Source organism: Actinocorallia populi (genome assembly GCF_002995495.1).
GTDB lineage: Bacteria > Actinomycetota > Actinomycetes > Streptosporangiales > Streptosporangiaceae > Actinocorallia > Actinocorallia populi.
The window spans coordinates 118123-130736 of the sequence record NZ_PVZV01000011.1 but is presented as its reverse complement, the minus strand read 5'-3'; the positions used below and the strand labels follow the sequence as shown (position 1 = coordinate 130736).

The 12614-nt window shown below is 71.9% G+C and carries 11 protein-coding genes, 3 pseudogenes and 1 riboswitch; of the genes and pseudogenes, 4 read left to right on the top strand and 10 right to left on the bottom strand.

Annotated features, from left to right (window positions below):
* Window positions 1–74: 74 nt before the first annotated feature.
* A riboswitch (TPP riboswitch) is annotated at window positions 75–188 on the top strand.
* The gene (gene thiC, locus C2865_RS34925; RefSeq protein ID WP_106402927.1) at window positions 181–1911 is read left to right on the top strand and encodes a phosphomethylpyrimidine synthase ThiC; all 1731 of its coding nucleotides are present in this window, start codon (window positions 181–183) and stop codon (window positions 1909–1911) included. It overlaps the preceding riboswitch by 8 nt.
* Here the strand turns inward: thiC and C2865_RS34920 are convergent.
* The 3 genes from C2865_RS34920 to C2865_RS34910 are packed head-to-tail and all read right to left on the bottom strand — an operon-like array spanning window position 1908 to window position 4272.
* Window positions 1908–2540, bottom strand: a complete 633-nt coding sequence (locus C2865_RS34920; protein WP_232835972.1) for a TetR/AcrR family transcriptional regulator — start codon at window positions 2538–2540, stop codon at window positions 1908–1910. The two genes, thiC and C2865_RS34920, sit on opposite strands and share 4 nt — an antisense overlap.
* Window positions 2541–2563: 23 nt before the next feature.
* Window positions 2564–3316: a TetR/AcrR family transcriptional regulator gene (locus C2865_RS34915; protein ID WP_232835971.1), complete on the bottom strand. Its 753-nt coding sequence runs from the start codon at window positions 3314–3316 to the stop codon at window positions 2564–2566.
* A gap of 11 nt (window positions 3317–3327) precedes the next feature.
* Entirely contained in the window at window positions 3328–4272 is a 945-nt protein-coding gene (locus C2865_RS34910; protein ID WP_106402924.1) for an acyl-CoA desaturase, read from the bottom strand.
* Window positions 4273–4680: 408 nt separating this feature from the next.
* On the opposite strand from C2865_RS34910, the gene C2865_RS34905 reads away from it, so the two are divergent.
* The gene (locus C2865_RS34905) at window positions 4681–5172 is read left to right on the top strand and encodes a MarR family winged helix-turn-helix transcriptional regulator (RefSeq protein WP_106402923.1); all 492 of its coding nucleotides are present in this window, start codon (window positions 4681–4683) and stop codon (window positions 5170–5172) included.
* Window positions 5173–5176: 4 nt separating this feature from the next.
* On the opposite strand, the pseudogene C2865_RS41935 reads toward C2865_RS34905, so the two are convergent.
* The 5 genes and pseudogenes from C2865_RS41935 to rsmA form a co-directional block, all read right to left on the bottom strand.
* A pseudogene (locus tag C2865_RS41935) lies at window positions 5177–5371 on the bottom strand (ABC transporter C-terminal domain-containing protein); the annotation flags it as partial.
* 342 nt (window positions 5372–5713) lie between these two features.
* Window positions 5714–6025: pseudogene (locus C2865_RS41930) on the bottom strand (ATP-binding cassette domain-containing protein); the annotation flags it as partial.
* Between the two features lie 240 nt (window positions 6026–6265).
* Window positions 6266–6859, bottom strand: a pseudogene (locus C2865_RS41925) (ATP-binding cassette domain-containing protein); the annotation flags it as partial.
* A 150-nt stretch (window positions 6860–7009) separates the two neighbouring features.
* On the bottom strand, window positions 7010–7909 hold the full coding sequence (locus C2865_RS34895; RefSeq protein WP_106402921.1) for a 4-(cytidine 5'-diphospho)-2-C-methyl-D-erythritol kinase: 900 nt from the start codon (window positions 7907–7909) through the stop codon (window positions 7010–7012).
* A gap of 8 nt (window positions 7910–7917) precedes the next feature.
* Window positions 7918–8790 carry a 16S rRNA (adenine(1518)-N(6)/adenine(1519)-N(6))-dimethyltransferase RsmA gene (gene rsmA / locus C2865_RS34890; RefSeq protein ID WP_106402920.1) on the bottom strand — a complete coding sequence of 291 codons (873 nt, stop codon included), beginning with the start codon at window positions 8788–8790 and terminating at the stop codon, window positions 7918–7920.
* A 224-nt stretch (window positions 8791–9014) separates the two neighbouring features.
* On the opposite strand from rsmA, the gene C2865_RS34885 reads away from it, so the two are divergent.
* Both C2865_RS34885 and C2865_RS34880 read left to right on the top strand, forming a co-directional pair.
* A complete protein-coding gene (locus C2865_RS34885) occupies window positions 9015–9503 on the top strand; it encodes a SigE family RNA polymerase sigma factor (RefSeq protein ID WP_198653819.1) in 489 nt (162 codons plus the stop codon).
* Window positions 9500–10780 (top strand): hypothetical protein, encoded by a 1281-nt coding sequence (locus tag C2865_RS34880; protein WP_106402918.1) that lies wholly within the window; start codon window positions 9500–9502, stop codon window positions 10778–10780. Before C2865_RS34885 ends, C2865_RS34880 begins: the two co-directional genes overlap by 4 nt.
* Window positions 10781–10892: 112 nt before the next feature.
* Here the strand turns inward: C2865_RS34880 and C2865_RS41655 are convergent, their stop codons facing one another.
* Both C2865_RS41655 and C2865_RS34870 read right to left on the bottom strand, forming a co-directional pair.
* Window positions 10893–11651, bottom strand: coding sequence for a transglycosylase family protein (locus C2865_RS41655; RefSeq protein ID WP_269802770.1), 759 nt, complete (start codon window positions 11649–11651; stop codon window positions 10893–10895).
* Between the two features lie 101 nt (window positions 11652–11752).
* On the bottom strand, window positions 11753–12544 hold the full coding sequence (locus C2865_RS34870) for a TatD family hydrolase (RefSeq protein WP_232835985.1): 792 nt from the start codon (window positions 12542–12544) through the stop codon (window positions 11753–11755).
* Window positions 12545–12614 lie beyond the last annotated feature (70 nt).

Below are 12614 nucleotides of genomic sequence, written 5' to 3'. Positions count from 1 at the left end.
TCCCGTCGCCCCGCCCGTCCCCTACCCCAGGGGGAGCGGTTGCCGCAAGAGGGGGGCCGCGGGTTACCGTCGTGCCGACAGCACGCGGGAGCCCGGCCGTCACCGGGCTGAGAGGGCGACGAGAAGGGTCGCCGACCGCTCGAACCTGACCGGGTAATGCCGGCGTAGGGAGAAGTCATCATGGCCGAAGGCATGTCCTCCGCTGCCCGAAAGACCTACTTCCAGGGGTCCCGCGACGATCTCCGGGTCCCCATGAAAGAGATTCATCTCACCGACGGCTCGTCGCTGGTGCTCTACGACACCTCCGGGCCCTACACCGACCCCTCCTACGAGGCCGACGTCCGCCGCGGGCTGCCCGCCCTGCGCGAGCCCTGGGTGGCCGCCCGGGACGACACCCGCGACTACGACGGGCGGCCCGTCCGCCCCGAGGACGACGGGCGCAGGGCCGTGGCCCGCGCCCCCTTCTCCGGCCGCAGGCCGCGCCGGGCCTCCGGCGGCGCGGTGACCCAGCGCGCGTACGCCAGGCGCGGCGAGATCACCGCCGAGATGGAGTTCGCGGCGCTGCGCGAGGGCGTCGCCCCGCAGGCCGTCCGCGACGAGATCGCCGCCGGGCGCGCCGTCCTGCCCGCCAACGTCAACCACCCCGAGCTCGAACCGATGGTCATCGGGCGGAACTTCCTGGTGAAGGTCAACGCCAACATCGGCAACTCCGCGGTGGCCTCCTCCATCGAGGAGGAGGTGGCGAAGATGACCTGGGCCACCCGCTGGGGCGCCGACACGATCATGGACCTGTCGACCGGCCGGGACATCCACACCACCCGCGAGTGGATCCTGCGCAACTCCCCCGTCCCGGTCGGCACCGTTCCGCTCTACCAGGCGCTGGAGAAGGTCGGCGGGAACCCGGCGGAGCTGAGCTTCGAGGTCTTCCGCGACACCGTGATCGAGCAGGCCGAGCAGGGCGTCGACTACATGACCGTGCACGCCGGGGTGCGGCTGGCGTACGTGCCGCTGACCGCCGGGCGCAGGACCGGCATCGTCTCGCGCGGCGGGTCGATCATGGCCGCCTGGTGCCTGGCCCACCACCGCGAGAACTTCCTGTACGAGAACTTCCGCGAGCTGTGCGAGATCTTCGCCGCCTACGACATCACCTGGTCGCTGGGCGACGGGCTGCGCCCCGGCTCGATCTCCGACGCCAACGACGAGGCCCAGTTCGCCGAGCTGCGCACCCTGGGCGAGCTGACGAAGATCGCCGCGGAGTACGACAACCAGGTCATGGTCGAAGGTCCCGGCCACGTCCCGATGCACAAGATCAAGGAGAACATGGACCTGCAGCTGGAGCTGTGCGACGAGGCGCCGTTCTACACGCTCGGGCCGCTGACCACCGACATCGCGCCCGGCTACGACCACATCACCTCGGCGATCGGCGCGGCGATGATCGGCTGGTTCGGCACCGCGATGCTCTGCTACGTCACGCCCAAGGAGCACCTGGGCCTGCCGAACCGGGACGACGTCAAGACCGGGGTGATCACCTACAAGATCGCCGCGCACGCCGCCGACCTGGCCAAGGGCCACCCGGGCGCGCAGGCCCGGGACGACGCGCTGTCCGACGCCCGGTTCGAGTTCCGCTGGGAGGACCAGTTCGAGCTCTCCCTGGACCCCGACACCGCGCGGGCGTTCCACGACGAGACGCTGCCCGCCGCCCCCGCCAAGACCGCGCACTTCTGCTCCATGTGCGGCCCGCACTTCTGCTCGATGAGGATCACCCAGGACGTGCGCAGGTACGCCGAAGAGCAGGGGCTGAGCGCGGACGAGGCGCTGGCCGAGGGGATGCGCGCCAAGTCCCGCGAGTTCACCGAGGCCGGCGGGCGCGTCTACCTCCCGATGGCCGGGCAGGACTCCCAGGCGCTCTAGCGGCGCCGTCGGGAGGAGGGGCGCAGCTTCGGGCCGGGCTCCAGGTGGGACAGGCCGTTCCAGGCCAGGTTCACCAGGTGGGCGGCCACCTCCTCCCGGCGGGGCTTGCGCACCTCCAGCCACCACTGGCCGGTCATCGCGACCATCCCGACGAGCATCTGCGCGTACATGGGGGCGAGTTTCCCGTCGTAGCCGTGCCGGTCGAACTCCTCGACGAGGATGTGCTCGACGTGGGTGGCGATGTCGCTGATCAGGCTGGCGAACGTGCCCGTCCCCGAGGCGGCGTGGGAGTCGCGGACCAGGATGCGAAAGCCGTCGGTGCTCTCCTCGATGTACTCCAGCAGGGCCAGGGCCGCGCCCTCCAGCTTGCCCCGGTAGTGCCGGCCCTCGGCCATGCCCTGGGTGACCAGGTCCACCAGGCGGGTCATCTCCCGGTCGACGACGACCGCGTACAGCCCCTCCTTGCCGCCGAAGTGCTCGTAGACCACCGGCTTGGACACCCCGGCCTTGGCCGCGATCTCCTCCACCGCCGTGCCGTCGAAGCCCCGCTCCGCGAAAAGGGCGCGGCCGATCTCGATGAGCTGCTCCCGCCGCTCCTTGCCCGTCATCCGCCTGCGACGCTCTGCCATCCGACCATGATGCCCCAGAGCCGTCACGCCTCCAGCGGGGCGATCGCTCCGGACACCGGCGGCGGCTGCCTGCGCAGGGCGCGCTCGCGGGCCTTCTCGGCCTTGGCCTGGGCCTTCTCCTGGCGGCGTTCCCTGCGCTCGCGCTCCTTGGCCCTGCGGCGCGGGTCGAGGGTGGGCCGCTCCTCCAGCAGGGCCAGGCCGTTCCAGGCGAGGTTGACCACGTGGGCGGCGACCTCCTCCCGGCGGGGCCTGCTGATCTCCAGCCACCACTGGCCGGTCATGGCGATCATGCCGACGAGCATCTGCGCGTACATCGCCGCGAAGTCCTCGTCGTAGCCCTGCTGGTCGAGTTCCCTGCCCAGCAGGTGCTCGACCTGGGCCGCGATCTCCGACAGGAGGCTGGCGTAGCTGCCCCGCCCCGCGCCCGCGTGGGAGTCGCGGACCAGGATGCGAAAGCCGTCGGTGCTCTCCTCGATGTACTCCAGCAGGGCCAGCGCGCCCAGCTCCAGCTTGCGGCGGTAGCCGGCCTCGGTGGTCAGCGCCTCGGTGACCGCCGCCAGGAGGCGGTCCATCTCCCGGTCGACGACGACCGCGTACAGCCCCTCCTTGCCGCCGAAGTGCTCGTAGACCACCGGCTTGGAGACCTTCGCCTTGGCCGCGATCTCCTCCACGGAGGTGCCGTCGAGCCCGCGTTCGGCGAAGAGGGAGCGGCCGACGCCCAGCAGTTGCTCGCGCCGCTCGCTGCCGGTCATCCGCTGTCTTCGGGAGTCGCTCATGGCCCTAGACCCTAAGCGCGTCTGGCCTCCAGGCGCTCCGCGGAGGGCCAGCGCACGTCCCGCGCCCAGCCCAGCCTCTCGAAGATCCAGATGATCCGGGCGCTGATGTCGATCTGGCCCTTGAGCACGCCGTGGCGGGCGGCGGTGGGGTCGGCGTGGTGCAGGTTGTGCCAGGACTCGCCCAGCGACGGGATGGCCAGCCACCAGACGTTGCGGGAGCGGTCGCGCGAGGCGAAGGGGGTGTCGCCGAAGGTGTGGCAGATCGAGTTGATCGACCAGGTGACGTGCTGGACCAGGGTGACGCGCACCAGGCCCGCCCAGAAGAAGGCGGTGAAGAAGCCGGCCCAGGACCAGGTGACCAGACCGCCGATGACCGCGGGGAGCAGGAAGGTGGCGGCGACGATGGCCCCGAAGAAGCGGTGGATGAGCACCATGTCCTTGTCGGACTTCAGGTCCTTGCAGTACTTGTCGACGTTGGTGGCCTTGTCGGCGTACAGCCAGCCGTAGTGCGACCAGACCAGGCCCTTGAACAGCGCCTTGGCGTCGTCGCCGTACTTCCACGGCGAGTGCGGGTCGCCCTCCTTGTCGGAGAACTTGTGGTGGCGGCGGTGGTCGGCGACCCAGTTCATGACCGGACCCTCCAGGGCGAAGCCGCCGGCGATCGCCAGGAAGATCCGCAGGGGGCGGGCCGCCTTGAAGGAGCCGTGGGTGAAGTAGCGGTGGTAGCCGACGGTGATGCCCCCGGCCGAGAGGACGTAGAACACCGCGAAGAGCACGACGTCCGTCCAGCCCAGCATCTTTCCCCAGGCCATCGGCACCGTCGCGGCCAGGGCCAGGAAGGGCACCCCGGTGAAGACCGCGACCAGGATCTTGTGCTTGCGGCCGTTGCGGCTGTCGGAGAAGTCGCCCATCGGCTGCTGTGGTGCCGTGGCGGTGGAGGACGTGGTCACGGGCATCGTCTCTCAGATGGGAGTCACTTACTTACGCCACCGTAACCTACGGATTCGTAACCCTGAAGGGGCACCTTGGCAAAATCCTGCTATCACCGCACATGAGAGGACCGGCGGGCCGTCGGAGATTTTCCGTACGGCCGCCGGCCGGATCGGCTCTGTGATGGAGAGCCTGAGGGGGCGGCGGGTGAGCCGCCCGGCTGGTAGATGCCGCCCGCTACGGGAGTCGGCAGCACCGCAGGGGAACGTATAGCCGCTTTCCTCCCACTGCGGGCGGCACCTCGTTCAACTGTCTCTTGACATCGAGATACATGATGGCAACACAGGTGTCTCGACGTCAAGATGAAGCGCGGCACATCGTCCATCTCCTTGGCGGGCATGTGTCTTGATGTCGAGAAAGGTAAGGTGCCGCATATGGAGGACGAGGTCGACCGGCTCGTCGCGGCCTGGCGCGTGGAGCGCCCGGACCTCGACGTCACGCCGCTGCAGGTGCTGAGCAGGGTCTCCCGGCTCGCGCGCCATCTGGACCGCGCCAGGCGCGCGGTCTTCCTGGCCCATGACCTGGAGTCCTGGGAGTTCGACGTCCTCACCGCGCTGCGCCGCGCCGGAACGCCCTACCAGCTCAACCCGGGGCAGCTGCTCAGGGCCACCCTGGTGACCTCCGGCACCATGACCAACCGCATCGACCGGCTGGCCGCCGCCGGGCTGGTCGAACGCCACCCCGACCCGCAGGACAAGCGCGGCGTGCAGGTCATGCTCACCGAGACCGGCAGGCAGCGGGTCGACGCCGCCTTCACCGACCTGATCGAACGGGAGCGGGACCTGCTGGCCACCCTCGGCGAGGTCGACCGCAGGCACCTGGCCGACCTCCTGCGCACCATGCTGATCCCGTTCGACCGGGACTGAGGGCTCAGCCCTCGGCGAGCTCCAGCCACTCCATCTCGACCTCGTCCTTCTCGGCCAGCACCGCCTTCAGCTCGCCGTCCAGCTCCATCAGGCGGGCGTGGTCCGTGGCGGCCCCGGCCATCTGGGCGTGCAGCTGCTCCTCGCGCTGCCCCAGCTTGTCCAGCCTGCGCTCCAGGCGGTCCAGCTCCTTTTGGACCTTCCAGTCCAGCTTGGTCCGCGACGCGGGGGCCGCGGCCGTGGAGGACGCCTGCGCGGCGGGGGCGGGGGCGCTGCGGACCGCCGAGACCGTGCCCGCCTCCACCCGCTGCAGGTACTCCTCCACGCCGCCGGTGAGCATCCGGATCGTGCCGTCGCCCAGCAGGGCGTAGACGACGTCGGTGACGCGCTCCAGGAAGTACCGGTCGTGGCTGACCACCACCAGCGTGCCGGGCCAGCCGTCGAGGATGTCCTCCAGCTCGGTGAGGGTCTCGATGTCCAGGTCGTTGGTCGGCTCGTCCAGCAGCATGACGTTCGGCTCGCCCATGAGCAGGCGCAGCAGCTGCAGGCGCCGCCGCTCGCCGCCGGACAGGTCGCCGACCGGCTTCCACTGGGCGTCGGTGCGAAAGCCCAGGCGCTCCAGCAGCTGGGAGGCCGTCCAGTCGCGCTTGCCCACGGTGATCCGGCGGGCGATCTCCTCGACCGACTCCAGGACGCGGCGGTGGGGGTCCAGCTCGGCGATCTCCTGGGACAGGTGGGCCAGCGAGACCGTCTTGCCGCGCACGATCCTGCCGCCGTCGGGCCGGACGGAGCCCGCCAGCATCCGCAGGAGCGTGGTCTTGCCGCTGCCGTTGACGCCGACCAGGCCGACGCGGTCGCCGGGACCCAGCCGCCACGTCACGTGCTGGAAGACGGGGTTGTCGCCCAGGCTCAGGGAGACGTCCTCGACGTCGTACACCGTCTTGCCGAGGCGGGCCGTGGCGAACCGGGTCAGCTCCACCTTGTCGCGCAGCGGCGGCACGTCGGCGATCAGCGCCTGCGCGGCGTCCACCCGGAACTTCGGCTTGGACGTGCGGGCCTGCGGGCCGCGGCGCAGCCAGGCCAGCTCCTTGCGCATGAGGTTCTGGCGCTTGGCCTCGGCGGAGTCGGCGATCCGCATCCGCTCGGCCTTGGCCAGCACGTACGCCGAGTAGCCGCCCTCGTAGCGCTCGACCCGGCCGTCCACCACCTCCCAGGTGCGCTCGGTGACCTCGTCGAGGAACCAGCGGTCGTGGGTGACCACCGCGAGGGACTCCTTGCGGGCCTTCAGATGGCCGGCCAGCCAGGTGATCGCCTCGATGTCGAGGTGGTTGGTGGGCTCGTCCAGCATGATCACATCGGACTCGGGCACCAGCAGCGCGGCGAGCGCCACCCGGCGGCGCTCGCCGCCGGACATGCCGGCCACCGGGTCGTCGAGCCCCAGCCCGGTCAGCAGCCCGGCCAGGATGTCGCGGACGCGGGTGTCGCCGGCCCACTCGTGCTCGGCGCGCTCGCCCAGCACCACCGAGCGGACGGTGGCGTCCGGGGCGAACTCGTCGCGCTGCAGGAGGTAGGCCAGGCGCAGGCCGCCGGTGTGGGTGACCCGGCCGGAGTCGGGCTCCAGACGGCGGGCCATGACGGCCATCAGGGTGGACTTGCCGCCCCCGTTGCGGCCGACGACGCCGATGCGCATCCCCGACTCCACGCCCAGGGACACGCCGTCGAGCAGCGGCTGGGGCCCGTAGGCCTTGACGACGTTCTCAAGATTGATCAGATTCACGACAACCACCAGGCTAATGCCGCCGCGCGGCGGAGCGGACCGGCCCGCGGCCCGGGAACGGGGTCAGGACAGGACGTGGGCGCCGGGGACCGGGCCCGTCGCGGTGACCAGCGCGCGGGCCACGTCCGCCTCGTCCAGGGCGGCGGCGAGCTCCGCGGCGTGCCCGGCGTCGGCGGCCAGGAAGGCGCAGGTCGGGCCGGAACCGGAGACCAGCCCGCCGAGCGCGCCGAACTCCCGTCCTGCCGCCAGGGTACGCCCCAGGGACGGGCGGAGGCTGAGGGCGGCGGGCTGCAGGTCGTTGCCCAGGGCTGCGCCCAGCGCCTTGGCGTCGCCGGCCGTGAGGGCGGCCAGCAGCTCGGGCGACTCGTGCGGCCAGCCGGCCTCCTGCTCGAAGGCGGCGCGCAGCCGGTCGCACTCGGCGAAGACCGCCGGGGTGGACAGCCCGCCGTCGGCCAGCGCGAAGACCCAGTGGAACTCCCCCTCGCACGGCAGCGCCGTCAGCCGCTCGCCCCGGCCCAGCCCGAGGGCGGTGCCGCCGAACAGCGCGAACGGCACGTCGCTGCCGACGTCGGCGGCCAGGTCCAGGAGCGTCTCGAAGGGGACGTCGGCCTCCCAGAGCCGGGCGCAGGCCAGCAGGGCCGCGGCGGCGTCCGCGCTGCCCCCCGCCATGCCGCCCGCCACGGGGATGGCCTTGTCGATGTGGAGGCGGACGTCGGCCTCCCGGCCCAGGTGGTCGGCGAGCCGCCGGGCCGCGCGGGCGGCGAGGTTGTCCGGCCCCGCGGGCACGCCCTCGATCGAGGCGCCGGCGACGGTCACCGCGAGCGGCCCGTGCGCCGCGGTCACCTCGTCGAACAGCGAGACCGCGTGGAAGACGTTCACCAGGTCGTGGTAGCCGTCGTCGCGCAGCGGCCCCACGCCGAGCTGGAGGTTGACCTTGGCGGGGACCTTGACGGTCACGGACATGCTGGACCTCAGATCAGACGATGTTCGGCTATACGGGCAAATGCATTGACGTCGAGCATCTCACCACGCGCGGTGGGATCGACGTCCGCCGCGCGCAGCACCCGCTCGGCCAGCGCCGCGGAGCCCGCCCAGCCCGCCAGCGCCGCCCGCAGCGTCTTGCGCCGCTGCGCGAACGCCGCGTCCACCACCGCGAAGACCTCCTCGCGGGAGGCCGAAGTGGTCGGAGGCTCCCGGCGGGTGAAGGCCACCAGCGCCGAGTCGACGTTCGGCGCCGGCCAGAACACCGCGCGCCCCACGCTCCCGGCCCGGCGCGCCTGGGCGTACCAGGCCATCTTCACCGACGGCACCCCGTAGATCTTGCTGCCGGGCCCGGCCGACAGGCGGTCGCCCACCTCGGCCTGCACCATCACCAGCCCCTTGCGCAGCGACGGCAGCAGCTCCAGCAGGTGCAGCACCACCGGGACCGCCACGTTGTAGGGCAGGTTGGCCACCAGCGCCGTCGGCGCCGGACCCGGGACCTCCCCGATCCGCATGGCGTCGCCGTGGACCACCTCCAGCCGCGAGGCCAGCCCCGGCGCGCGGCCCTGGACCGTCGCGGGCAGCGCCTGCGCCAGCACCGGGTCCAGCTCGACCGCCACGACCCGCGCCGCCTCCGGCAGCAGTGCCAGCGTCAGCGACCCCAGCCCCGGCCCCACCTCGATCACCACGTCCTCGGGCGTCAGCTCCGCCGTCCGGACGATCCGGCGCACCGTGTTGGCGTCCACCACGAAGTTCTGCCCGAGCTGCTTGGTGGGCCGGACCCCCAGGGCCGCCGCGATCTCCCGGATGTCGGCGGCGCCCAGCAGCGCCGTCTCCCGCTCTGCGGTCTCGTCGTCCCCCACCCCTCGATTCTCCCAGAGGGATCGGGTGCTTCTCCCCTGCAACAGTTGGGGCGTCCGCGGCGTCCCGGTCGTGAAGGAGGACACCCGTGGATCATTCAGCACGCGTCAGCGCGCGACCGGCCACCGGCGGCACGCCGCCAGGCGGGAGTTCGGCGGTGGACCGTTCAGCACGCATCAGCGCGCGTTCAGCCGCCGGCGGCACGCCGCCAGGCGGGGGTTCGACGGTGGACGACACCACCTATGAGGAATTCGTGGCCTCCCGGGCGCAGGCGCTGCTGCGTTACGGATACGTGCTCAGCGGCAACCCGCACGACGCCGCCGATCTCGTCCAGGACGCCCTGATCAAGCTCCGGGGAGCCTGGCCGCGAGTGATCAACAAGCGCGATCCCGAGGGCTACGTGCGGACCACCATGGCCCGCCAGCACATCTCGCTCTGGCGGCGCACCCGCCGGGAGACCCTCACGGACCTGGTCCCCGAGGGCTCCTACACCGATCCGCCGCCGTCCGACGACCTGCTCTGGCGGGCGCTGGAGACGTTGCCGCGACGGCAGCGCGCGGTCCTGGTGCTGCGCTACTACGAGGTGCTCAGCGACGAGGAGATCGCCGCCCAGCTCGGCATCTCGCGGGGGACGGTCCGCAGCCAGGCCTCCCGCGCCCTGGAGAAACTGCGCCGGACCTGGAGTCCGGCCGTCGTGGAAGGAGACGCCCGATGACCGAACGGCCCGTGGAGAACCTGGAAGGCGCCCTCAACCGGGCCCTCGAACGGCACGCGGCGAAGGCCCCCGCGCCCGCCTCCGACCTGTTCGAGCGGGTGGAGACCCGGTACCGCAGGCGGCGCCGGGTCCGGACGACCGGAGCGGCCGCCGCGATGGCGCTCGTCCTGTCCGGGACCGCGTTCGGCATGTGGTCGCACGACGGCGGGTCGGCAGTCCTGCTGGAGTCGCCGAGCCCGGGCGCCCAGCCGCTGTCCCGGCCCGGCCAGAAGGCCGAGAGCCCTTTCAGGGCCACTCCGGTCGAGAAGCTGTGGCCCGAGGCCGTGCACCGGATCCCGGCCAGGCTGCGGGACGGTACCGAGATCATGCCCCAGACGCTGATCGACGAGCGGACGGTCCTGGTCAACTCCTGGGGAGGCTTCGAGAAGCCCTCGGTCCTGTACGCCTACGACCTGCCGACGGGCGAGGCCACCAGGATCACCGATGTGGTGACGCCGAAGAACACCCAGATCTTCGCGTCCGGATTCACCGTCGGCGAGGGAAGGATCTTCTGGCACACCACTTCCACCGACCTGACCAGCACGATCTGGTCCGTCCCCGTGAAGGGCGGCACCGCCGTCGTGACGGTCGAACGGACCCCCGCCGCCGCCCCCTTCGAGGGCGGGGCCATGACCGCCGGGCAGATCCCCGGCGGCCAGATCGGCGACCTCACCGTCTCCGGCGGAAAGCTCTACTGGTCGCGTTCCGGGGGCGGGGTCTACACCGCGCCGGTCGCGGGGGGCCCCGCCGAGCCGGTTCCGGGCACCGAGGAGGAGATGCTGGTGCAGTGGCCCTGGGTGGGCGGCCTGGCCTCCGACTCCCGGCAGGACCGGGGCCGGATCAACGGACGGGATCTGCGCAACCTGGAGACCGGGGAGAAGAAGACCGCGGCCTTCTCCCCCGGTGAGGAGAACTGGGACTGCGGGATCACCTGGTGCCTCGCCGGGTCCCTGGTCAAGGACAGGAGCGGAACCGAGACGTTCAGGGTCTCCGGCCACCCGGCCGTGGCGCCGAACCAGACCGCCTCCCTCGACAGGTTCGTCGCGAGCGTCTCCCGCTCGGACCAGAAGACCCTGCTCCTTCTGAACGATCTCAGGACACGGCGTTCCGGATCGATCGAGCTGGTGCAGAAGGACGACGAGGTCTCCTACAGCACCATGAAGAGCTCAGGCTCACGGATGTACAGCACCCGGCTGGCGGACGAATACGTGATCGTGGATCTGAAGGCGATCGGCTGAGCGGAGCAACCGTCATCTCGGGAACGGGAGGCGGCCGTACCGGGGTCAGCGGGACTCCGGGCGGCCGCCCTCGCGGTCGTGGAGGATGCGGCTTCTCTGTCGCCCACCGGTGTCACTTCTGGAAGAGGTGCCTGCCGCATTCGGGCCAGAGGGACTGCCAGCGGCCGTCCTCGCGGGTGTAGAGGAGCTGGGCGCGCTTGGTCTGCTCCTGGGGAGTGGCCTCGCTGGGCAGGCCCGTGCCGCCCACGGAGCGCCACTCTTCCACGGTGAAGTGGTAGAGGCCGTGGGCGCCTTCGGGAGTGACGGCCTTGGGGTCGCCGTCGGAGGTGCAGCGGGCCATGGCCGTCCAGTTGAGGCCGGCCGGGTCGGCCTCGGCGGGGCGGGGCGTCGCGGCCTGGCCGCCGGGGCCCTTCAGCTTGGCGGCGAGGGCCTCGGCGGAGTCGGTCAGGGCCCGCAGGCCGTCGGTGGTCTTGGGCAGCAGCTCGGGCACCCCCGCGTCGGGGGCCGGCGCCTTGGGCGTGGGGACCACGACGGTGGGCGCCTTCGGGACGCCGAGCGAGGGGTGGGGCGCCGGCACGGGGAAGTCGGGGTGCCGGGCGCGGTGGTCGAAGCCGGATCCGGGGGCGGCGGGGTGGGCGGAGCGGGCGGCGGACTCGGCGCGCTCGGGCAGCACCGGGACGGCGGTCACCGTCCGCAGGGAGGGCAGCATCACGCTGTGCTGCTGGCCCGCCAGAGCGAGCTGCTCGGCCTCCGAGGGGTGGGAGAACAGGGACCATCCGCCGGCCGCGAGGGCCACCAGGAGCACCGCGCCGACCAGGGGCAGAGCCCTGCTCGGAGGGCGCCCCGCCGCATGCCTTCCACTACGAGTCACGATCACAGAACATTAGGGGTCGGACGCGGAGCGTGAGCGTCGAACAGCACAACGTGCTGGTTTGTCGCGTGTCAGATGCGGCTCTCCCGGCGTTCCCGGGCCTACCCCGGGGGAAAGCCGAACAAACGTGCGCCCGTTCCGGCGATCGCCGAGCACAGCTCCGCCACCGGCACGCCCTTGACCTCGGCCATGAGCTCGACGGTGTGCGGGATCAGGTGGGAGGCGTTCGGCCTGCCCCGGTGCGGGACCGGCGCCATGAACGGGGCGTCGGTCTCCACCAGCAGGAGGTCCAGCGGGGCGACGGCCAGCGCGTCGCGCAGCGGCTGGGCGTTCTTGAACGTCACGTTGCCCGCGAAGCTCATCACGTAGCCCTTGTCCGCGCAGATCCCGGCCATCGCGGCGTCCCCCGAGAAGCAGTGGAAGACCACCTTCTCCGGGGCGCCCTCCTCGTCCAGGAGGCGCAGGACGTCGTCGTGCGCGTCGCGGTCGTGGATCACCAGGGCCTTGCCGGTCTCCTTGGCGATGGCGATGTGGGCGCGGAAGGAGTCCTGCTGCTCCTCGCGCGAGGCGTGGTCGCGGTAGTAGTCCAGGCCCGTCTCCCCCACGGCCACGACCCCGGGGTCGCGGGCCAGCTCCGCGATCCGGGCCAGGGTCCGGCCGGTGACGCCCTTGGTGTCGTTGGGGTGGATCGCCACCCCCGCGTAGACGTCCGGGTGCTCCGAGGCGGCCTTGACCGCCCACTCCGAGGAGGGCACGTCGCAGCCGATCGTCATGATCCGCCGGATCCCGACCGCCCGTGCCCTCTCGACGGCCTCGGCCACCGGCATCTCGAGCATCTCCAGATGGCAGTGGCTGTCGAAGACCTCCACCGGCAGCACCGGAGTCGGCGGCACGGGCTTGGGCGCCTTGGCGGCCTTGCCCTTCTTCGCGGCCGCGCCGCCTCCGGCGGAAGCAGCGGCGGCC

Coding starts and splice junctions, on each gene's coding strand:
- thiC (WP_106402927.1), top strand. CDS start 181: ATGGCCGAAGGCATGTCCTCCGCTGCCCGAAAGACCTACTTCCAGGGG.
- C2865_RS34920 (WP_232835972.1), bottom strand. CDS start 2,540: ATGGCAGAGCGTCGCAGGCGGATGACGGGCAAGGAGCGGCGGGAGCAG.
- C2865_RS34915 (WP_232835971.1), bottom strand. CDS start 3,316: ATGAGCGACTCCCGAAGACAGCGGATGACCGGCAGCGAGCGGCGCGAG.
- C2865_RS34910 (WP_106402924.1), bottom strand. CDS start 4,272: ATGCCCGTGACCACGTCCTCCACCGCCACGGCACCACAGCAGCCGATG.
- C2865_RS34905 (WP_106402923.1), top strand. CDS start 4,681: ATGGAGGACGAGGTCGACCGGCTCGTCGCGGCCTGGCGCGTGGAGCGC.
- C2865_RS34895 (WP_106402921.1), bottom strand. CDS start 7,909: ATGTCCGTGACCGTCAAGGTCCCCGCCAAGGTCAACCTCCAGCTCGGC.
- C2865_RS34880 (WP_106402918.1), top strand. CDS start 9,500: ATGACCGAACGGCCCGTGGAGAACCTGGAAGGCGCCCTCAACCGGGCC.